Here is a 21,638-nt window from a genome sequence, read left to right on the forward strand (position 1 = left end):
TTCCATCAAGATTTCTATTATTTAAAATAACTATAAAACTTAATAACTAACCAACTGTTTAACTAATCAATAATGATAAAAATAAATCAACTTAATAAAGAATTTGAAAGTAGAGTAAGATTGGGCATTATGTCTATTCTTATGGTAAACGATTGGGTTGATTTTTCTGAAATGAAAGCGCTTTTGGAAGTTACGGATGGCAATCTAGCAAGTCATAGTAATGCTTTAGAAAAAGCAAATTTCATTGAAGTAAAGAAAGAATTTATAGGCAAAAAGCCCAAAACATCATACAGAGTAACGCAAGCGGGAAGAAGTTCTTTTAATGATCATCTAGATGCTTTAGAAAAATTAATAGGAAGGTAACGCTCTATTTTTTTGAGTTTAAACTTTGTAATTCAAAGTACTTTTAAATATATTAGTTATGATTTTAATTAAAAAAAACAAAACAAGCAGAATAATTTATTCCATTGCAGGGATATTATTGCTTCTACCTTATGTTGCCATGCAGTTCTCGAGAGAAGTCAATTGGACAATTTCAGATTTCGGGGTCGCTGCTGTACTTCTATTTTCATTGGCTTTCATTTTAAATTTAATAATAAATAAAATAAAGCCTAGAAGATCAAAAATGATATTGATGATTATTGCATTCCTCGCATTTATGATTCTTTGGGTAGAAATAGCTGTTGGCATTTTCGGAAGTCCAATCGCAGGAAATTAAAAATAGTAAATCAATGACGAGAAAATTATTTCTAAAAAGAGTAGCTCAAGCTGGTATATTGGCTTTATTCCCAAGTTTGTATGCTTGGCAAATAGAACCATTTTGGGTAGAATTTGTAGAGAAAAAGTTACCAATAAAAAACCTTCCTCAAGATCTTATAGGTAAAAAGCTGATGCAAATTTCGGATTTGCATGTTGGAAACCGTTTTGATCCTAAATTTCTAGTTGATTCTTTTCAGAAAGCAAAACTTCTCAACCCAGATTTCGTGGTCTATACTGGCGACTTTGTAAATAAAGGAAATGAAACTGAACTCGCTCAGTTGGAAATGGTAATGAAGCAAGCTGTACTTGGAAAATTGGGAACTTTCGGTATTCTAGGGAATCATGATTATGGTAAAAATTGGAAAAATACAGAGCAAGCATCTAGAATTTCTGAAATGTTAGAAAATCACGGAATTTCAATGCTTAATAATCAACAAAAATCCTGTGATGGTCTTCATTTTATTGGTTTTGAAGATTTGTGGTCGCCCAATTTTCATCCAGAAAAAGTAATGAGTGCTTACGATGCTTCCAAAGCCAATATTGTACTGTGTCATAATCCTGATGCTTGCGATAAAGATATTTGGAATGGCTACCAAGGTTGGATTCTGAGTGGACATACGCATGGTGGACAATGCCGTATCCCAGGATTTGTAACGCCAATTCTCCCTGTAAAAAACAAAAATTACATCAGTGGAGAAATTGATCTTTTGGATGGCAGAATGTTGTATATCAATAGAGCATTGGGACATTCTTTTCAAGTAAGATTTATGGTAAGACCAGAAATCACCGTTTTCACACTTACATCATAATTACTATGAAAAATACTTCAATAATCACATTTGGTAAATTTATTTTTTGGCTCTTTTTTGCCTTTGGTAATATTGCATTAATAGGAGATTTAATTACACAAAACGAAGACTTTGCCATCTTTGGATTTATGTTGCTCATCCACGGAAGCATCATCAATTCTGTAATTATTGTTTTCCTTTTGATCTATTCTTATTTGAATGATGATCGAAAAAAAGATTGTTTTGCAGCAATAGGATTTATACTTCTCAACATTCCGATTGCGTTTCTCTACGCAATCATTGGCTTATTTATTATTAATTAAATATAAAAAACGATGAAAAAACTTCGCGTTCAGTTTATCCTTTTCATGTACGAAAATTCTCAAAAGCAATACAGAAAGTACTTTAAAAAGAAAAAAAGGCAATGGCAATTTTCAGAAGCGCAATTGCTCAATTTTCAGAACGATTCTTTAGGGAAAGTTTTGGGAGATTTCTATCAAAAACATGGATTCAGAATGATCCCGAAAATGGAAAATCATGATGTCTACCATCTTATAACCGATTTTTCTACCAATATTCAAGATGAGATTGCTATGCAATATTTGCTTTTCGGCAACGGTAAAAAAACAGCCTATTTACTAGGTACGATGCTTTTGGGAACGCTTGTTTTCCCAGAATATTACAAAATGTATTATGAAGCCTATCATAAAGGCAAAGAGATGAAAACGTTTCACCATCTGAATTTTGAAGAATTACTGTGGCAAAATTTTTATCATCTTAAAGATTTTCTAAGGCAAAAAGAAACTCCTGTTAGTTTCTAACGACTGTACGTTCACTATTCAACGTTGATAATTATGAAAACACATCACTATATATTTCTTTCTACATTTATATTTTTAATCCTGTTTTATGAAGAAAATGTGGGACTCAATTTGGGAATTTTAGGAATTATTTATTCCTTTCTCACTTTTTTTAAGACAAACAAATCACATAGAAACTCTAGTTTTTTGGTATTATTCGTACTCAGCATTTGTTCTAGCTTTGCATTTGCTTGGTACGGAGACTATGCATCATTTTTGGCTTTGGTTTCTTGTTTATTAATGCTTTCTTATCGATCTCGAGAAAAAAGAATGAATATTATTTTACTCATTCCTGTATTCATTACCAATTTTGCTACCTCATTATGCAGAATATTTAGTTTTGATAAATGGATTCCTAGAAGGCAAAATTCGGGAAGCTTGAAAAAAATGTTTGCATTTTTCTTATTTCCGTTAATATTAGTTCTCTTATTTTTTGGAGTTTATTCGGCTGGAAGTACGCATTTTGCAGAATTATTTACAAACTACGAATTGGATATTAATATTTGGGAAGCTTTCTGTATTTCGGTTGTTGGATTTTTTATTGCCTTTAATTATTTTAATTTTAATGTGGAAAGGCAAATTTACAAGCAAAATTATCTTTTTGAAAATGACTTTAAAGTTGATGATTACAAGGAAAAATCTACCTTTACATTTCTCGATGTTCCTACAGAAAGAATGAGTGGTATTATAACAATCACAAGTTTATGTGTACTTCTTTTATTCTTTATTATCACATTTACGATAGAACTATTTTACGAGCTTCCAAAGTCCCCCAATCAGCTTTCAGACGAGACGCATCAAAGAGTAACCGCGGTTATCGTTTCAATAGTAATGTCCATTTTTGTGCTTCTTTTTTATTTTAAATCTTATTTTAATTTTGATACAAAAGCTCAATTTTTAAAATTGATATCTAAAATTTGGATTCTGCTTAATGCAATTTTAATGATAATTACTTTATTAAAAAACACAGAATATATCTTGAATTATGGCTTTACGTACAAAAGATTGGGAGTGATTGCTTTCATAATGGTTGGCATGTTGGGATTGGTATTCACATTTATAAAAATTCAGAATAAAAAAACCAATGCTTACCTTTTCAATGCGATGGTTTGGTGTGTATTCGGAACAATTTTGGTTTGCAGTTACGTCAATTGGGGAAGTGTAATTACTTCTCAAAACAGTAAACGAAAAGATTTTGCTAAAGATTTCCATCTTCAGTCAATTCATTTTAATCAAAAAGAATTGTTAGAGTACGCAGAAAAATCCAATGACGAAGTTTTTTATCAAGAAGTAAAACAAAAAATTCAAGAGGAAAAATCGGATAGTTTTCTGTCTAAAATTTTATATTTCGAAACCATTCAATAATAAATAGCATGAAAAAATTAATTATATTCCTTCTGCCCATATTTGTAATTTCTTGTAAAAAAGAAACCGTAGCTTCAACTACTAAACAATCTGTTATGGAAACCGAATTTTCTGAACCTTCCAATAAAGAAGATTCTGCTTACATCAAAATAAGTCATTCAATAGATAAGGATAATGAAGTCGTAACAAATTCAATTCAAAATAAATCTTCAAAATCAGGAACAATTGTGAAGTTAGTAGATGGTGAACATTTGCCATTTACTTTAGATTCAGAGTTTACGAACAAAGAAAATCTTTTAATCATAAAAATTTTAAAATATAATAATCCTCAACTTAGAGCAAGCATTACAACTGAGCAAAAAGATTTTAATGTTCAATTTAATCAAATAAAATTAGCAAACGGAGAGTTGGACGGACCATTTTCAAAGGAAATCACCTATAAGATGCCTAAAAAGGGAGAAGTTTGGTTAATCATTGGCATTAACAATAGAGCTGAAGGTAAGGCAATTGGCAAATTTTCTGTGTTGGTAGAGTAGATTTGGTACAATTTGTGCAAATATCCAACTATAAAAAATGAAATCATTATGAAAAATATATTTTCAATGGCCATTGTAGCATCTGCTGCATTGGTAAGTTGTGGAACTGTGCAATCTATCGTTCAAAATACATTTCCTTACACTGCAAACGTTCTAGTTTCAACAGGCGTGCCAGCGGGGAAAGAAGTATCTTCTACAGCAACAGCTACTAATATTCAATCTTGGTTTGGAGGTAACAATAATGCTCAAATAAAAGATGTAAGAGTGTCGGATGCCAAACTATCAGTAGTTACTCCTGTTGGCGGTGATCTTAGCGCAATAAAATCTGTGAAAGTTTATATTTCTTCTAATGGATCATCAGAAAAATTAGTCGCTTCCAGAACGGATATTTCATCTTCAACATCTAGTTTAAATTTGGATTTGAATAATGATACTGGATTTTTGGATGATGTAGTAAAAAGTAGTGGAGTAACAGTAAGGACGGTCTACGAGCTTAAAAATCAAACTTCTACCGATATGAATTTAAAAGTTGCACTTAATTTCAGTAGTGTTCCTGTAAGATAATTTATCTTTAGATATCAATAAAAAATGCTTTCTCTAAAATTAGGGAATGCATTTTTTTGTTTTTATTGTTTGGTGATAGAATCCAACACAATAGTTACAGGTCCATCATTGGTGAGCGAAACTTTCATATCTGCTCCGAAAATACCACTTTCAATCTTTAGCTCAGATTTTGCTAGCTGCTCTTTAAAATATTCGAATAACGGGATTGCCTTATTGGGTTTTGCTGCCTTGATGAATGAAGGTCGATTTCCCTTTTTGTAATCTGCAATCAGCGTAAATTGGCTAATGCACAGGATTTCGCCTTTTATATCTAAAATAGAATGATTTAGTTTTTCATTTTCGTCAGCAAAAACTCTTAGATTCAGAATTTTTTGTACCAGCCAATCTGCATCAGATTTTTCATCATTTTCATCAATTCCTACCAAAAGCATAAAGCCCTTATCAATGGCGCCTACTGTATTGCCATCTACCCCTACATTTGCCTGAGATACTCTTTGTACAACTGTTTTCATTTTAATTATATAGATTAAGATTTTTAGAAGATGCATCATAACTCCAGAAATAAGTTTTTGGCGGTACGCTAGAAATAGATGTTGGCTGTCCACTTAGCATAATCCAAGTCGCATTATCTTTTGGACAAATAATACTGATGCCATCTTTTACTTGTAAAGTAGTAGTATTATCGGGACAAAGATGAGGCGCATTTCTATCATAAACCTTGAAAGATGCAGGGCTATCCGAGGTTCTTACAACAATAAGACCTCTGGTACCTGATTGTTGTTCATCCACATATATCCATCCTCCAACGTAATTTAAATTATTATAGTTGGCATAATTTAAATTTAGATTCACACTTATAGGAGTGTTAGGAAAACAGCTTACCGTTTCTTCACTGCTACTACATGAATTTATACTTAAAAAGCTGAAAATCAACAAGCTGTAAATAAATATGAATGATGATATTTTTTTCATTTCAAGATAATTTTTTATATATTTGTAAATCAATAACGAATTAACCAGCAAAAACATTGTCCGACAAATGTCGGATTATTTTTTTATACTAAAACAAAATTTTAAATATTATGGCAAGCTATGTAACTAAGGAAGGATTAGAGAAAATGAAAGCCGAGCTAGAACAACTAGAAAAGATAGAAAGGCCAAAAATTACACAGCAAATTGCAGAGGCAAGGGACAAAGGAGATTTGTCTGAAAATGCCGAGTATGATGCTGCAAAAGAAGCACAAGGAATGTTGGAGATGAGAATTTCTAAGCTAAAAGATATTGTAACTACATCTAAAGTCATTGACGAAACTCAGTTAGATACTTCAAAAGTTTCTATTTTGACAACGGTGAGATTGATGAATAACGCAACCAAAAAAGAGCAATCTTTCACATTGGTACCAGATAATGAAAGCGACCTGAAAACGGGTAGAATCTCAGTGAATACACCTATCGCAAAGGGATTGTTAGGTAAAGTAATAGGAGAAACTGCAGAGATTGTATTGCCTAATGGTAATAAGCTATCTTTTGATGTGCTAGAAATTACGCTTTAATCAGGATACCTCTCAATAATGAGTTCTATATTCACAAAAATCATTAATGGTGAAATTCCTGCTTACAAAATTGCGGAGAATGATTATTTTATTGCCTTTTTGGACGCTATGCCTTTGGTAAAAGGCCATACTTTGGTGATTCCCAAAAAAGAAACTGATCTCATCTTCGATATGGAGAGTGAAGAATATAAAAATCTTTGGGCATTTGCTCAAGATGTAGCAAAAAAGGTAAAAAAGGCAATACCTTGTATTAGGGTAGGCGTTGCGGTAGTAGGGCTAGAAGTTCCTCACGCACATATTCATCTCATTCCTCTTCAGACTGTAGAGGACATGAATTTTAAAAATGAAAGGTTAAAACTATCCCCAGAAGAATATTCAGAAATACAAAATTCGATCGTTAATTCTTAAACAAAGACATTAATCCTTTATATTACATATATAATTTGGATTATATGTAATTATATTTATATATTTATATCAACATGAATTCAAACCAATGTTCTTTCTGTGGTAAGAAGAGAAATGAAGTGCAAATGCTCATCGCTGGGCAGAATGGCTATATATGCGAAAACTGCATAGAACAGGCGCATTCTATTGTGAAAGATTCCACATCATTTTCTGGATTTTCACCTGCAGAAAGTATAGAAGAATTGAAAAAGCCTAAAGAAATAAAGGTTTTTCTAGATCAATATGTAATTGGTCAGTATCAAGCAAAAAAACAATTGTCTATTGCGGTATATAATCATTACAAAAGATTACTCCATGCAAAGGAAGAAAATAAAGAGGTTGAGCTAGAAAAATCCAATATAATTATGATTGGAGAAACGGGAACAGGAAAAACATTATTGGCAAAAACAATTGCTAAAGAGTTGGATGTCCCTTTTTGTATAGTAGACGCTACCATCCTTACAGAAGCAGGGTATGTAGGAGAAGACGTAGAAAGTATATTATCAAGATTATTAGCAGTTGCAGATTTTGATGTGGAGAAAGCTGAAAAAGGTATTGTCTTCATAGATGAAATTGATAAAATTGCTAGAAAATCTGATAACCCAAGTCTTACAAGAGATGTTTCTGGAGAAGGAGTACAACAAGGATTATTGAAACTCTTGGAGGGTAGTATTGTGAATGTGCCACCACAAGGAGGAAGAAAACATCCTGATCAAAAGTATATTCAGGTAAATACACAAAATATATTATTTATTGCAGGTGGAGCTTTTGATGGAATAAAAGAAATCATCGAAAGAAGAATGAACAAACAAGCAATTGGTTTTAGCTCTGAAAAAATAAATAAGATTGATGAGGATGATTATATTTTAAAAAATCTAAATGCAATCGATTTAAGATCTTTTGGTCTAATTCCAGAGTTATTAGGTAGATTTCCTATTATTACTTATTTGGAAAAACTTACCAAAGAAACGATGATAAAGATCATGACAGAGCCAAAAAATTCAATTGCTAATCAATTTATTGAATTATTTAAAATGGATGGCACAAAATTGGTATTTACCGATTCCGCTATTGAAAAAATTGTTGAAGAGACTATGGAAAAAGGACTTGGAGCAAGAGGACTGAGAGGTACTACTGAAAAAGTTTTAGAGGATTATATGTTTTCTATAGGAGAAGATGCAGAGATAATTTTAACTAAAGATAATATTTTAAATTAAAAATAAATATATATCTTTGCAAATCAATGTTGTATAAACACAAATTTAAAATACAATGAAAAAAAATTTATTAACGATTGGGCTGATTGCTATAAGCTACTCCGCTCAGGCACAATTACCAATTGAAAATGTACTCCTACATGTAGATAATACTGCTAAAATGTACGTAAGTTCTGGAACCTTAGTGTATAATGGAGGTGGTGTCCAAACAAAAGGTAGTGGAAATATAGATCTTCATGGAAATATGATGATTGTAGGTAGTGGAGGTACCGATGTATTGAGAACATTGGATACAAATAATAATCCTAAAAGTGATGGTGGAAATATTATTGTGAGAATTCATAATCCAAGTTCTCCTGTTAGTTCTCAATACGGTCAACTTTATATTACTGGAATCACTCAAGATAAAATTACAGGAATTGTAGATAAAGAATATGCTGCTACTAAACATGGATCATATCAACAGATAGGTATTCCTTTCTTCGGTAAAACAATAGCCAGCTTTAATGCTGATGCGGGTAATACATTTAATAATACACGATGGGGCGGAAGAGAAATCCTAAAGTGGAGTAATACAAATTTAAGATTTGATGGAAGTACTATCCCAAACGCACCTATCACTAGTGGGAGTGTTACAGGGATTACTTTTGAACCTACCTACGTCTTAACATCAGCCGATAGAACAGGATATTTTTCTGTAGGTTCTGCTGGATTTAATTCTGAAACTTTACACACCTTCAAAGGGATTCCTTATGCTGATGGAATAAATGGAGGACAATCAATCCAACTAGCTCCTGGTAATGTGAACTTCGGTGCTGGAGGTAATGACCGAAACATTTATCAAGAAAAGTATAATACATATATTTGGGATAATTTTGAGAGTGCAAATACTCCATGGGTAGGCACTTGGGGAAAAAATGTATATCAATTTTCCAATCCTTATCTAACAAATTTAGACTTGTCTTATATTGGTTATATTGAAGGAGGACTAGTTACTGATAATAATAATTTCGGAGGTAAATTAGTGGCAATCTCCGTGAATCCACAAAATGTTGTTTATAACTCTGGTTCTGGTACAACTTCTGGATATGCTAATACACAAACGGCTACATTTAATAGTAATGGAACACCTGCTGGTAATATTCCCGCGCTGAACATTAAGCCATTAGGAACATTTAAAATTAAGTTGAGTGATGGTACGCCTCAAACACTTAATTTTGATAACTTAAGGTTATTTAGCACCAACGCAAGAATTACAACTCCATATTCTGTAACTGCTAATAAAAATGGATCTGCTAATACTCTTAAACAATTGGGTATTCTCGCATTAGATGCTGCCGGTAATCAAATTGGAGAAACTTACTATGTTGTTTCTAATGATTTGGTAACTGGGAATATGGTAAATCCTTTAGCCTCACACTCTATACAAGCTATGACTGATTCAAATGCTATAATTCAAACATTTGAAGAAAGTTCTGCTGGAGGCACAGACCCAAACTTTTCCTCAAACTATAGATTGTATATCAATCAAGCCAATGAAGTTAACTTTCTTGGAAAAAGAATTGACTTAGGGGTTTATGGTAGTAATATAGCTTCTCTAAAATTCGAAATTAGAGATAATGTTAACCTTATCAATAATGGTTCTCATATACTGTCTGGAGGCGTAGGTTTTTATTATGCTAAACCTGATGGACAAGTTGCTGAAGCTAGACAAGGCGATATCATTCCTGTGACAGGTTCAACTTATGGATTATATTATGGTGCACCTCAAAATGCAAGTTTGGGTACTACAGACATTGCGAAAAAATCTTCTAGAACTTTGGTTACCTATAATCCTCTTGTGAAAAATTATATTGTTCGATTTGATCCAGATTGGAAATCAGCATCAATAGAAGTGTTTGATGCTAGTGGAAAATTAGTAATATCAGAGAAATCTGTAAAGGCTGATAGTGATTACGTTATAAAATTAGATGCAAGCTTGAAATCTATGTATGTAGTAAAAATTATAGGTAATGATGGTACAATTGTAAATTCTAAAATAGTAATACATTAACAATATGAAAACTAACTTTAACAAAATATTTTTAGCACTATTTATTGTATTAGCTAATTTTTATAATGCTCAATCTAACGGCCCTGGATGTGATCCTTTTAAATATCCAAATGGATGTCCTAAATCACCGATTGACTTATATTTATATATTTTAGGAGGAATAGCAATTTTTGGAATCGTTTATTTCGGTAGAAGATATAAAGCTCAAAAATTATAATTACTACATTTATATATATAAAACTCTCTGATTAATCAGAGAGTTTTTTTATTTTTACACTATGAAAAAAATAATCGTTTTATCAAGTATGATATTCGCTTTAGCTCTTAATGCGCAATTTACTGTCAGTATACAAGCTCCAAATGATTTTAAGGATAAAGAAGCTTTATTATATACTTTAAGTGGTTCTAAAGACGTTATCGTTACCCAAGAACAAAGTAAGAATAATGTTTGGACTTTCAAGTATCCAAAGAGTTATTCTGGAATGATGAAGGTGTATTTTCCCTCAAGCAATAATTCTATTACCTTTATTTCAGAAAATAAGAATGTAATGATTACGTTTGAGGCTGTTCATGGTAAGATTAAAAATATTGATTATAAAGATGAAGCCAATTCATTGATGAACTCAATTCAAGAGACATCTCAGAAGAAAGAGATAATTTATCCTGCATTGGTTCAAATAAAAGAATATTATAAGGATAATACAGATTTTGGAAAGGCTATAGCTTCTGAATTGAGAAGAATATCTGGATCTACAAGTGTAGATTCCTCCAAACATCCTTTTATATACTTCTATAATGACAATTACAACAAATATCTTTCAGGCGAAAACTCAAAAAAAGTTACACAAGAAGAAATTATAAGCTTCTTTAATACATCCAATGATATGCTAGAAGCATCTTCTATGGTTAGGCCTTTATTAGTAGCGTATCTTAATACGGGTGGTAATACTAATGTTGCTAATTCTGTGGACAAATTATTGGAGGTACTAAAAGTGGAGACGCCTAGAGGGCAAATGGTTTTATCAGAATTGATTGATATATTTGATATTTATGAAATGAAAGATCTCAAAACAAAATATTTGAGTTTAGCTAATAATTTGAAATGTACGATCACTGATCGATTATCATATACCCTAAAAGCTAACGCTAATACAGAAATTGGAGCCATATTTCCAAATTATAAGTTTCAATCTGCGGTAAATACAACAGCTAAGTCTATTTATGATGTAAAAGCAGACAAAAAAGTGATTGTATTTTGGTCTTCAACGTGTTCTCATTGTGAAACTGAGTTACCAAAACTATTAGAAAAATATAATGCTCTAAAAGAAAAAAATGTACAGATAATTGGTCTATCTTTGGACTCTGACAAACAATCCTATACCAGTAGAATCAAAGCATTTCCATGGATTAATGACTCCGAACTAAGAGGTTGGAACAGTACTTATTCTGAAGTTTATAATATTCATGCCACTCCAAGTTATTTTATTTTGGATGCTAACAATAAGATTATCAGCAAACCAGACCATGTTGGAGATGTTTTAGAATATTTAAATGCAAAATAATTTTGGAGAGTTGCAAATTTTTTCTATATTTGCAACACCAAAACGGCGAGGTAGCTCAGTTGGTTAGAGCGCAGGATTCATAACCCTGAGGTCACGGGTTCAATTCCCGTCTTCGCTACAAAATTAAAACCGCAGAATAAATTTCTGTGGTTTTTTTATGACCAAAAATCAGAGTAAATATTCTATTTTACCAGTATATTATTTCTAACAAACAGCTGTTGTCTGCAAAAAAAAGCAAAAAATGAGTAGGTTCTTCTGATCATACTACAGAATTTATTGCATTATGATCAAGATTTTTGAATAAATAATCATGCATAAAATTAAATACCAATTTTAAAAAATTAAATACTTATAAAATTATTTAATTTTCACAAATTTCAAATAATTAATGAATTGTTACAAATGTATTAATAAATAATAATTGAATTTAATTATTATTATAATAATTATGATTTATTTTATAAAATGATAAATCTCTACAGTGTGAGGAATAAATAATACAATCATAAAGTTTTCATAAATTTTAGGGTAACTACTAATTATAATTTTGAAATAAGAAATTTTATTGTACTTTTACAGTGCCTTGAATGAGGGAACAAGTCAAGGTAATAAATTTTTTTTCATCATTTGTGTTTTTAGAATCGTATCTTTTGATACGATTCTTTTTTATTACCTACTCTTCATATTTTACCAATAGATTTACAAAATAAGAGTAGGTAACACTACCTTCTTGCTGGTTGCTCTTTAAGAATATATTATTGGTGAAGGAAAATATTTCATCAATTATCCCTTGGTGCAGAAGTTGGAATTCTTTTTCATATGCTCTGTCCTTTTGCATCCCCTCAGAATATTGTTTTACAACTCCTTTTACAAATTTTTCATCCTCTACAACAATGGAGTTTAGTAGGCTCCTTAACGTGAAAAATTCAGCACTATATCTTAGCTCATTGTTTTTAGACGAAGTACCTATGAGATAGCCTATGAAATTGGCTTCCTGTTCTCGTGCGAAACCAATTTGATGAGCGCTCTCGTGAGCGAGCGTGAATGGTAAAGAACTTGCTGGCAAATTTTCATTATATTGGGCTTCTGCAGAAAAAGGATTATAGTATCCAGCAATACCAGTAAAACTCATTAAATGGCCAAATAAACTAGGTTTAAAAGAAAGTATAGATTCTTTTCCATGATTATAAAACTGTTTTGGTATATACTTTTGTTGTACTATAATTTCTTGTTGTATTGCTCGCCAATCTTTTATTGCAAAAACTCCGTTTTTATCTTCATGAACCTTAGATCTCGAATTTTTGCATTTTTCTAAATATGTAAGCGCCAAATTTTTTCTTTTTTCTAAAGTAACTTCTATTTTAGGTAGTCTATTAAGTAAAGGTTCTTGGAAGTAAAGCATTCCCCAAAATACCTGATAACAAAAATAGAAAATGTTGAGAACTATAATTATTTTAAATATTGAAGTAGCTCTCCTTTTCGAATTTAATATTCCGATTGAATTGTAGATTAAAAATAGAATAAGAACAATGTATAATAAGTCTCCAAATGAAAAGGGAATCCAAGAAAACAAAAGCTGATGTAGCTTTTTTTGTAACTTAAAAAAAGTGCTAAAGAAGGAAATAGCGACACCTATTTTGGAGAATAGGTAGAACAAAAGAAATTGGACAACTAAAATAGCTGCCCAAAATCTTTTTTTATGATATAATTGTTTAAAATTAATGTGCATTGCTAGAATTTTCGCCCATTACTATACCTTGTTTTTTCAGGATTTTAGGAGTTACCAAACCATAGAAAGCTAGATAAGCAAAACATAAAATAGGAATCACGTAAGAGAAATGAGTCCATGTTAACCCTGCTATTCCTTCTGGACTTGTTTTGTCAAAGTCACAAATCCAACCTTGGATAAGTGGAATAATACCACCACCCAAAATCATCATAACTAAGAAAGATGAAGCTTTACCCGTATTTTTACCTAGACCCGCAATGGCTAAGTCAAAGATAGAAGGCCACATTATAGAGCAAAATAAACCGCCAGAAATTAAGAAGTATTTTGCGATTTCTTTATCAGGATACACCAAACCTAAGAACGTCATAACAACACCAGCGATACCGAATATCATTAATGTTTTCCCTGCTTGTTTACCACCAATGAAACTCATTAGGATAAAGGCAAAAATCCATAATGCATAGATGTAAAATGATGATACGTCTTTTCCACTTAGCTCATTTGCAAAAATAATAATGGCAAATGCAACAAATGGCACAACAATTTTCATGATTAGGTTGGTGGTTTTAGACATATTAAATACGTTAATGCTTCCGTTCCATCTACCAATCATCAAACTTCCCCAATATAGAGAAACGAATGGCGCTATATTGTGCTCCAATACGCCTCCAAATTCTTTGGTATGCAATAGTGCAGGAAGGTTACTAATAATGGAAACTTCAACGCCCACGTAGATGAATATTGCTAGCATTCCCAAATAAAGCTGAGGATAATCAAAAATCCTGAAGGGCTTATTGTCTTCTTCAGATTTTTCGTTTGCCACTTCTTCTTTTGCTGGATCTTCAATTTTAGAAAACAACATAAATATTGCAACTAAAATAAAAGCTACACCCAATACTGCAAATGGCATCTTTACTTCTTTTAATTGATCTTTTACAAATGCTATAGGATATGTAATACTACTAGAAGATTGTTTAATGTCACTCAGTTTATTCGTGAATTCATCTATTTGTGAATCGGTAGAGACCAGGTTTTGATCAATAGATAAAATTTGAGCGTCTAATAATTTAATATTATTTTCTACTAAACCAATTACTTCATTTACCTTAGTTTGATCATCTTGTTGATCGTTTTTTAGTTCTAATATATTTTTAGAAAGCTCTTCTTTGTGAGCTATGTATTCTTTTTTTACAACTTCAATTTTAGATAAAGAAGCATCTTTTGTTGCAGTATCTTCTTTGTCACCCATTCCAAAAAGGATAATTCCTAGTAGAATTGGTCCAATCGTAGTTCCCAAAGAGTTGATCCCTCCAGCCAATGTCAATCGGTGAGCACCCGTCTCAGCGCTACCCATTTTAATAGCGAGTGGGTTGGCAACAATTTGTTGTACAGAAAATCCTAGTCCTACAGTGAACAGTGCCGTAAGAAAAAACCAAAAATTGGCAGAAGCTGCAGCTGGTACAAATAGGAAAGCTCCAATTGCGGAGATTGATAAACCTACAGCCAAAGTTTTTTTGTATCCAAATTTTTGCAGAATATCACTTTTAAGAGAGATGATAAAGAATATCACCGATCCCACAAAGTAGGCTACATAAAATGCCCAGGCTACAAGCTGACTTTGTACTTGCGAAAGCACAAACCACTTTTTGAAAACCGGAATTAATATATCATTACTTGATGCGACGAATCCCCAAAAAAAGAATACTACAATTAATGATAAGAATTGTGACCATTTGGTCTGTTGCTGATTTGAGCTCATAAAGCATTATATTGTTAAGAAAACAAATATAAATCATTTTTTCTTAGCTATGCTCTATCAAAGTTTTATTTATTGTCTCAAAAGCAGACAATTTCATCTCTTTAGGGGTTGTAATGGGTTCTATGACGTCATTAAAGTAAATTTTCACTTTACCTGGATGACCTTTACTATTATCAAATGGGAACATTTCCTTTAATCCAACAAAGGTAAATACGGCCAATGGGGATTTATGTTTGGATGCTAAAGTAAATGCTCCATCTTTAAATTCGTCTAAAATTATGGACGTATCATCTGGAACTCCACCTTCAGGAAACAAAACTATACAATTGCCTTCCTCCATTTTATCGGCACATCTTCTGTAAACTTCGGCGCGACTTCTTGCACTGCCTCGGTCTACTAACACACATATTCTCTTTAAAATAGTTCCAAAAATCGGAATTTTCACCAATTCCTTTTTACCCACATAGCAAAGCTGATGATGAGGAAACAGCATGCAAGGAAGCATAATATCCATGATGGAAGTATGGTTAGAGATAATAACGTATTGCCTATTTTTATCAATTTTTTTATCGGTAAGATTAATGAGCTCATATCTCATTCCCATCCCAAAAAACATCCCATAACACCATAATCTAATAAAGATATGTGCATATTTGAAGGTGTTATTGCTTAATGATAATAGGTAAACTGGTATTCCTAAGGTAATGGTAAGCACGAATGCTAAGACCACCATCCATCCTCGCCAAATGTAATTAAGAATTTTTCCCACAAGTTATCCGTTAAATATTATTTTCTTTTTTATAGAGTAGTTCAAAATAGAAACCAATAAGATTGCAGCAATCTTGCTAATCATTTCTGTGCTCAAGGTATAAAAAATTAAATCAATATTACTTTTAAAAATATAACTGTAGAATAGTTGGAAAAACAACAAACTAAGTAGCGTAGAAAAAAAGGAAACTACCATAAAATAGAAAAATTCTTTCCTTTTGGAATGTTTTCCTCGCTCGAAGACGAACCAAATGCTCAGAAAATAATTAGTCATTATTCCGCAACTAGTGGATAATATATTGCTCAGTGGATAATGGATTCCGTTGAAATCTAATTCTTGAGGGAAAAATTGAGGAAGCTGAGAACTGAATATTTTGAAACTTCCAATTTCTATAATGGCGCTTAACCCACCTGCGATGATAAATAATAAAATTTGCTTGTGGCGTTCTAGTAGCTCTTTCATTTCTTTTTGTAAAGTGCAAATTTATAATTATATGTTAAACAGTAAAAAAAGATGTTAAAGTTTTTTGTACATTAGAAATTATTTCTACATTTATTACTTCAAATAATCGGAAAGATACCTGGTAATAAATTCATTTTCAACTACTTCTGTTGATGGTTTTTCCTATCTTGTAATGCGAGAATGATTTCTTGGCTCAAATTTTTACACACCTAACAATAAAATATTTGTATGAAATCTCAAAACAAGTACAGAAAATTTCAGCTTCAACATGAAAATATAGAAGCTTTAGAAAAGCAGAATTCTCGTTTCAGACGAATTTATTCTGAGTATGAAAATCTATACCATGATCTTCAGGAGCTTGAAACCACAAAAGACAAATCCATCCCTGATGATTTTATCAATGCAATTATCTTACAGACCAATTATTTGGAAGATGAGATAGAAGATTGGTTATTACAATATAATCAAAATAGAAACGAAATCAACAGTTAACTATTTACGCTTTATTCATCGGCAATTGTTTTTAATTTCTATTTAAAGATAAATTCCTAATTTTGCATACTATAAATAAAGAAATATGGTTGCAATCGTTGATGGCGGATCTACAAAATGTGATTGGGTAATCTTAGATGACTTCAAAAAAGTTTTTCTAAAAACGGAAACGATAGGTTTTAATCCCAACAATATTGCAGCGAATCTTATTGTACCAGAAATTGAGAAAAACGCGAGTTTGAGTTCTGTAAAAAACTCTATCACAAAAGTTTTTTTCTATGGATCTGGGTGCGGAATTCCGGCAAACAAAGAAATCATTGAGACAGAACTGCTCAAGTTTTTTAATAAAGCAACCATTACAGTAAAGGAAGATCTTACTGCAGCTGCCTATGCTGCTTATAACGGGAAACCTGCCATTGTTTGTATTTTGGGTACAGGATCTAATTCTTGTTATTTTGATGGTAACCAAGTGAAGATACAGTTACCTTCATTAGGATTCTTGATAGGTGATGAAGGAAGTGGAAGTGCCATTGGAAAACAATTGGTCAGAAGATTTTTTATGCAAAAACTTCCTCTGGATTTGCATCTTGAATTTGAAAATACGTATCATCTTACTATTGATGAAGCATTGAGAAATATGTATCATAATTCTAGGCCCAATGCATATTTAGCAGATTTTAATAAATTTGTTGTCGAGAGAAAAGAGCATCCTTATTTTCAAAAGATGGTGTACGAAGAGATGAAAAATTTCTTCGAGTATCAAGTTATACCTTATCAAGAAGCACAAGCATCCGAGATAAACTTTATCGGATCAATTGCTTATTACTATGAACCAATATTACGTTCTGTAGCTACAGAATTTAATCTAAATGTGGGACACGTTGTACAAAAACCTATAGAAAGTTTAGTAGACTACCACATTCAATATATACTTTAAAAAAAATATTCTATGTCAAATAAAACGCATCGCGACGAGAAAAACTTTAATCAAGCCGCGCTAGATTATCATAAAGCGGAGCCGAAAGGGAAGATTGAAGTAATTCCGTCTAAACCCCACTCATCGCAAAGAGACTTATCATTAGCTTATTCACCAGGTGTAGCCGTACCGTGTATGGAAATCCACCATCATCCAGAAACAGTATATGATTATACAGGAAAAGGAAACTTGGTAGCGGTAATTTCTAATGGTACAGCGGTATTAGGATTGGGTGATATTGGTGCAGAAGCATCAAAACCAGTAATGGAGGGGAAAGGTCTACTTTTCAAAATATTTGCAGATATCAACGTATTTGATATTGAAATTGATGAGAAAGACCCTGATAAATTCATTCAAATTGTAAAAGGCATTGCTCCTACCTTTGGTGGGATTAACCTTGAGGACATTAAGGCGCCTGAAGCTTTTTATATAGAACAAAAGCTAAAAGAAGAGCTAGATATCCCATTGATGCACGATGATCAGCACGGTACTGCTATCATCTCTGCAGCAGCTCTAATTAATGCATTGGTGATTGCAGGGAAGAAAATAGAAGAGGTAAGAATGGTAGTAAACGGCGCTGGAGCTGCGGCTATTGCCTGCACCAACCTATATATGTCTTTGGGGCTGAAGAAGGAAAATATTTTGATGTGCGATAGTAAAGGAGTTATCAACCAAAGAAGAGAAAATCTTACGGCAGAAAAGATAGATTATATTGCGACTACAGATATCGATACATTAGAAGATGCGGTAAGAGGTGCTGATGTTTTTGTTGGTTTGTCTAAAGGAAATGTAATGACACCTGCTATGCTTTCTAGCATGAATGAGAATCCTATTGTATTTGCTTTGGCAAATCCGGACCCAGAGATTGACTATGATTTGGCAATCGCTACCAGAAAAGATGTAATTCTAGCTACAGGGAGAAGTGATTTTCCTAATCAAGTAAATAATGTATTGGGTTTCCCTTATATTTTCCGTGGTGCATTAGACGTACAAGCAAAAGGCATCAACGAAGAAATGAAGTTGGCGGCTGTACATGCTATCGCTAATTTGGCAAAAGAACCCGTTCCAGAAGCGGTAATCCTTGCTTATAATGTGAAGAACTTACAATTTGGTAGAGATTATTTTATCCCTAAACCATTTGATAATAGATTGATTACCAAAGTATCTAGCGCCGTTGCAAAAGCTGCCATAGAGAGTGGTATTGCTAGAAAAACAATTGTGGACTTTGATGAGTACGAGTCCCAATTGATAGACCGTATGGGTAAAGATAACAAATTGGTAAGGATGATGCAGAATAGAGCAAGATCCAATCCGAAGAGGGTTACTCTAGGAAATGCAGAAGAATATAATGTTCTTAAAGCAGCTCAGATATTATATGAAGAAGGGATTGCGAAACCAATTCTTTTGGGTGATAAAGAATACATCCAAGCTCAGATGGAGCGTTACGGGATCAATCTTGATGTGCCGATAATCGATCCTAATGATAAGGATCAAAAAGAAAACAGAAAAAAATACAGAGAAACACTTTGGAAACTTCGTCAGCGCAAAGGGATGAATGAGTACAAAGCAAAAAGATACGTTCGCCAGAGAGATTATTTCGGGCCATTAATGCTGAAGCATGGTGATACTGATGCGCTTATTGTTGGGTTCTCCAAGAATTATACATCTGTGCTACGTCCAGTTTTAGAAGTAATAGAAAAAGACAAAGGAGTAGATAAAGTAGCAGCAATGATGATGATCTTGTCTGAGAAGAAACCTATTTTCTTTGCAGACACCTCTATCAACCACAATCCTACTGCGGAAGATTTGGTAAATATTGCTAAAATGGCAGAGTTTACTGTGAAATCTTTTGCCATAGAACCTCGTATTGCGATGCTAGGATTCGAGAATTTTGCAGGTATTGCCGAGACTTCCAAGAAGGTAGCAAAAGCAGTGAAGATATTGCACGAGAAATTCCCGAAGATGATAGTAGATGGAGAAATACAGCCAGATTTTGCAATGAATGCAGATCACCTTAGCGATTATCCTTTCTCAAAACTAGGAGAAACACCTGCCAATACATTTATTTTCCCGAATCTAGAAAGTGCCAACCTATCTTACAAAATTATTAGAGGTATGAAGGTGGCGCAAGTAATAGGACCAATACTGATGGGTCTGAAGCAACCCGTACACGTATTGCAAATGAGATCTAGTGTAGACGAAATTGTGAATCTTGCAACGGTAGCCGTTTTGGATGCCCAAAGAAGAGAAGCAAAAAAATAAGTTTTAGTAAGCTATACTTTACAAGAAGCAGGCAAAATTCGAAGAATTTTGCCGGCTCTTTCTTGTGGATATTATTCTTTCTTTTTGAAGGTCGCTAGTTTCAGCGCATCTTTTATCATCTTACCTGGTCGGAAGATGGTCTTCACACTGGTAATACTTGCTGAGGTTACCTCCTCGGGTGTTGCTTTGCCTTCGCTAGAACCACTGGCTTGTAGCGTGAAATAATCTCCTACATACACTATTTTTCCTGCCGCTACATCATCGGCAATCTTAGAAAAAGTACTTTCTAGCACCGCCAAAATATCGGCTTTGGATACGGTAGATACTGATGAAGCATGCTTGGCAAGATCATCAAAGGTAGTTTCTCCGTTGCCTACGATATCTGCATAGAATTTTGGAGGATCTGTAGGGCTTTGAGGGTTTGTTCTTGAAATAACATTGAATGTGATTGGCATTTTTTTTCGTTTTTGAGGTTAATATAATGTGTTGTTTATTACGAATTTATAAAAAAATAACCTATAAAAATTTAATTATAATTAAAAAAAATAAAACTTTATTTCTGTGCTTAAAAAAAAATAACCCGCATGACTTGAGGAAGTCACCCGCATGAATCTTGCAATTCACTCGCATGAAATTGAGAACTCATGCGCATGAATTTTTTGTCTATTGCAGCTTACCGAAGAAAACCTTTATTAATTGTCCTAAAATAGAGGGTTTGTGGTGGTATTATTTAATTATAATTTAAACTAAAAAAAAGAGCACAAAGATTTTACAGTATTGGAGGATTTGTGTTAAAAAGTTGTCACTGATAAGGTAAAATAAGTTAAAAAGGATTCTTCTTTTAAATGAAATTAATACTTAGTTTAAATTACTATATTTGGAAGTTATAAAATTTAATCATGATATTTTCTTTACAAGGTATAGTTCAAGAACTTACTCCTACTTACGCTATTATAAATGTACAAGGAGTTGGGTACTATGTAGGTATCAGTTTGATGACTTCTCAAACGCTGACACTGAACCACGAAACCCTTATCTATATCCAACAAATCATCCGCGAAGACGCCAATTTGCTCTTCGGTTTCAATAGCCGTCAGGAGAAAGAGATGTTCAATCTCCTTATCAGTGTGAATGGGGTAGGAGCGGTATCTGCGCTTATTTTGCTGTCTACACTGAGTTTATCTGAAATTGCAGTAGCCATTATGTCGAGTAATAGCGCACTGATACAAAAAGCCAAAGGGCTAGGTACAAAAACTGCCGAAAGAATAATTGTAGATCTTAAAGATAAAGTGCAAAAATTTGGCTCTATAGAAGGAAATATTTCTGTCCCAGTGGATAATAAAATCAAGGATGAAGCGTTATCTGCATTAGAAGTTTTAGGAATATCTAAGCGTATGAGCGAGAAAATTGCAGATCGCATGATGAAACAAAATCCTAGTATTTCGGTAGAAGAATTGGTAAAACAAATATTAAAAAACATCTAAC

At 32.8% G+C, this 21,638-nt stretch carries 25 protein-coding genes and 1 tRNA gene; 19 read left to right on the forward strand and 7 right to left on the reverse strand.

Annotation, left to right across the window (positions count from 1 at the left end; genetic code table 11):
• The first annotated feature begins 72 nt into the window (after positions 1–72).
• Genes ACKI42_RS06665 through ACKI42_RS06700 form a run of 8 tightly spaced genes read left to right on the forward strand, consistent with a single transcriptional unit; the run spans position 73 to position 4,872 of the window.
• Positions 73–363 (forward strand): winged helix-turn-helix domain-containing protein, encoded by a 291-nt coding sequence (locus ACKI42_RS06665; protein ID WP_407403707.1) that lies wholly within the window; start codon positions 73–75, stop codon positions 361–363.
• Between the two features lie 58 nt (positions 364–421).
• Positions 422–718: a hypothetical protein gene (locus ACKI42_RS06670; protein WP_407403709.1), complete on the forward strand. Its 297-nt coding sequence runs from the start codon at positions 422–424 to the stop codon at positions 716–718.
• A 13-nt stretch (positions 719–731) separates the two neighbouring features.
• On the forward strand, positions 732–1,568 hold the full coding sequence (locus ACKI42_RS06675; protein WP_407403711.1) for a metallophosphoesterase: 837 nt from the start codon (positions 732–734) through the stop codon (positions 1,566–1,568).
• Positions 1,569–1,573: 5 nt separating this feature from the next.
• Positions 1,574–1,870, forward strand: coding sequence for a hypothetical protein (locus ACKI42_RS06680; protein WP_407403713.1), 297 nt, complete (start codon positions 1,574–1,576; stop codon positions 1,868–1,870).
• 12 nt (positions 1,871–1,882) lie between these two features.
• Entirely contained in the window at positions 1,883–2,368 is a 486-nt protein-coding gene (locus ACKI42_RS06685; protein WP_407403715.1) for a Coq4 family protein, read from the forward strand.
• Between the two features lie 33 nt (positions 2,369–2,401).
• Positions 2,402–3,772 (forward strand): DUF4153 domain-containing protein, encoded by a 1,371-nt coding sequence (locus tag ACKI42_RS06690; RefSeq protein ID WP_407403717.1) that lies wholly within the window; start codon positions 2,402–2,404, stop codon positions 3,770–3,772.
• A gap of 8 nt (positions 3,773–3,780) precedes the next feature.
• A complete protein-coding gene (locus ACKI42_RS06695) occupies positions 3,781–4,308 on the forward strand; it encodes a hypothetical protein (protein WP_407403719.1) in 528 nt (175 codons plus the stop codon).
• A gap of 48 nt (positions 4,309–4,356) precedes the next feature.
• Complete coding sequence (locus ACKI42_RS06700; protein ID WP_407403721.1) at positions 4,357–4,872, forward strand: hypothetical protein; 516 nt, start codon at positions 4,357–4,359, stop codon at positions 4,870–4,872.
• Positions 4,873–4,934: 62 nt separating this feature from the next.
• On the opposite strand, the gene dtd is transcribed toward ACKI42_RS06700, so the two are convergent.
• Together dtd and ACKI42_RS06710 are read right to left on the reverse strand one after the other, a co-directional pair.
• Positions 4,935–5,384: a D-aminoacyl-tRNA deacylase gene (gene dtd / locus ACKI42_RS06705; protein ID WP_407403723.1), complete on the reverse strand. Its 450-nt coding sequence runs from the start codon at positions 5,382–5,384 to the stop codon at positions 4,935–4,937.
• 1 nt (position 5,385) lies between these two features.
• Positions 5,386–5,724 carry a hypothetical protein gene (locus ACKI42_RS06710; RefSeq protein ID WP_407403725.1) on the reverse strand — a complete coding sequence of 113 codons (339 nt, stop codon included), beginning with the start codon at positions 5,722–5,724 and terminating at the stop codon, positions 5,386–5,388.
• A 230-nt stretch (positions 5,725–5,954) separates the two neighbouring features.
• Here ACKI42_RS06710 and greA point away from each other — a divergent pair, with 230 nt between their 5' ends.
• The 7 genes from greA (at position 5,955) to ACKI42_RS06745 (ending at position 11,822) form a co-directional block, all read left to right on the forward strand.
• The gene (gene greA, locus ACKI42_RS06715; protein WP_407403727.1) at positions 5,955–6,425 is read left to right on the forward strand and encodes a transcription elongation factor GreA; all 471 of its coding nucleotides are present in this window, start codon (positions 5,955–5,957) and stop codon (positions 6,423–6,425) included.
• A gap of 18 nt (positions 6,426–6,443) precedes the next feature.
• Entirely contained in the window at positions 6,444–6,833 is a 390-nt protein-coding gene (locus ACKI42_RS06720) for an HIT family protein (RefSeq protein ID WP_407403729.1), read from the forward strand.
• Positions 6,834–6,907: 74 nt separating this feature from the next.
• Positions 6,908–8,089 carry an ATP-dependent Clp protease ATP-binding subunit ClpX gene (gene clpX / locus ACKI42_RS06725; protein ID WP_407403731.1) on the forward strand — a complete coding sequence of 394 codons (1,182 nt, stop codon included), beginning with the start codon at positions 6,908–6,910 and terminating at the stop codon, positions 8,087–8,089.
• Between the two features lie 55 nt (positions 8,090–8,144).
• Complete coding sequence (locus ACKI42_RS06730; RefSeq protein WP_407403733.1) at positions 8,145–10,142, forward strand: T9SS type A sorting domain-containing protein; 1,998 nt, start codon at positions 8,145–8,147, stop codon at positions 10,140–10,142.
• A gap of 4 nt (positions 10,143–10,146) precedes the next feature.
• A complete protein-coding gene (locus tag ACKI42_RS06735; RefSeq protein WP_407403735.1) occupies positions 10,147–10,359 on the forward strand; it encodes a signal peptidase in 213 nt (70 codons plus the stop codon).
• 61 nt (positions 10,360–10,420) lie between these two features.
• The gene (locus ACKI42_RS06740) at positions 10,421–11,704 is read left to right on the forward strand and encodes a TlpA family protein disulfide reductase (protein WP_407403737.1); all 1,284 of its coding nucleotides are present in this window, start codon (positions 10,421–10,423) and stop codon (positions 11,702–11,704) included.
• Positions 11,705–11,748: 44 nt separating this feature from the next.
• Positions 11,749–11,822 (forward strand) — tRNA-Met (locus ACKI42_RS06745).
• Positions 11,823–12,377: 555 nt separating this feature from the next.
• On the opposite strand, the gene ACKI42_RS06750 is transcribed toward ACKI42_RS06745, so the two are convergent.
• From ACKI42_RS06750 to ACKI42_RS06765, 4 genes are read right to left on the reverse strand one after another with little or no spacing between them, the layout of a single operon-like run.
• Positions 12,378–13,433 (reverse strand): DUF3810 domain-containing protein, encoded by a 1,056-nt coding sequence (locus ACKI42_RS06750; protein ID WP_407403739.1) that lies wholly within the window; start codon positions 13,431–13,433, stop codon positions 12,378–12,380.
• Positions 13,423–15,192, reverse strand: a complete 1,770-nt coding sequence (locus tag ACKI42_RS06755; RefSeq protein WP_407403741.1) for an MFS transporter — start codon at positions 15,190–15,192, stop codon at positions 13,423–13,425. The genes ACKI42_RS06750 and ACKI42_RS06755 overlap by 11 nt, the downstream gene beginning before the upstream one ends.
• A gap of 43 nt (positions 15,193–15,235) precedes the next feature.
• Positions 15,236–15,961, reverse strand: coding sequence for a lysophospholipid acyltransferase family protein (locus tag ACKI42_RS06760; protein WP_407403743.1), 726 nt, complete (start codon positions 15,959–15,961; stop codon positions 15,236–15,238).
• A 3-nt stretch (positions 15,962–15,964) separates the two neighbouring features.
• A complete protein-coding gene (locus ACKI42_RS06765; protein ID WP_407403745.1) occupies positions 15,965–16,423 on the reverse strand; it encodes a GtrA family protein in 459 nt (152 codons plus the stop codon).
• 228 nt (positions 16,424–16,651) lie between these two features.
• Between ACKI42_RS06765 and ACKI42_RS06770 the strand changes: the two genes are divergently transcribed.
• The 3 genes from ACKI42_RS06770 to ACKI42_RS06780 all read left to right on the forward strand — a co-directional run bounded on the left by ACKI42_RS06770 (position 16,652) and on the right by ACKI42_RS06780 (position 20,153).
• Complete coding sequence (locus tag ACKI42_RS06770; protein ID WP_407403747.1) at positions 16,652–16,915, forward strand: hypothetical protein; 264 nt, start codon at positions 16,652–16,654, stop codon at positions 16,913–16,915.
• A gap of 85 nt (positions 16,916–17,000) precedes the next feature.
• Positions 17,001–17,852 carry a BadF/BadG/BcrA/BcrD ATPase family protein gene (locus ACKI42_RS06775; RefSeq protein WP_407403749.1) on the forward strand — a complete coding sequence of 284 codons (852 nt, stop codon included), beginning with the start codon at positions 17,001–17,003 and terminating at the stop codon, positions 17,850–17,852.
• Between the two features lie 12 nt (positions 17,853–17,864).
• The gene (locus ACKI42_RS06780; RefSeq protein ID WP_407403751.1) at positions 17,865–20,153 is read left to right on the forward strand and encodes an NADP-dependent malic enzyme; all 2,289 of its coding nucleotides are present in this window, start codon (positions 17,865–17,867) and stop codon (positions 20,151–20,153) included.
• Between the two features lie 71 nt (positions 20,154–20,224).
• Here ACKI42_RS06780 and ACKI42_RS06785 read toward each other — a convergent pair whose 3' ends face one another.
• Positions 20,225–20,608: a DNA-binding protein gene (locus ACKI42_RS06785; RefSeq protein WP_407403753.1), complete on the reverse strand. Its 384-nt coding sequence runs from the start codon at positions 20,606–20,608 to the stop codon at positions 20,225–20,227.
• A 444-nt stretch (positions 20,609–21,052) separates the two neighbouring features.
• Here ACKI42_RS06785 and ruvA point away from each other — a divergent pair, with 444 nt between their 5' ends.
• Positions 21,053–21,637 carry a Holliday junction branch migration protein RuvA gene (gene ruvA / locus ACKI42_RS06790; protein WP_407403755.1) on the forward strand — a complete coding sequence of 195 codons (585 nt, stop codon included), beginning with the start codon at positions 21,053–21,055 and terminating at the stop codon, positions 21,635–21,637.
• The last annotated feature ends 1 nt before the right edge of the window (position 21,638 follow it).

The sequence above is a fragment of the Chryseobacterium sp. genome (assembly GCF_045629545.1).
GTDB lineage: Bacteria > Bacteroidota > Bacteroidia > Flavobacteriales > Weeksellaceae > Chryseobacterium.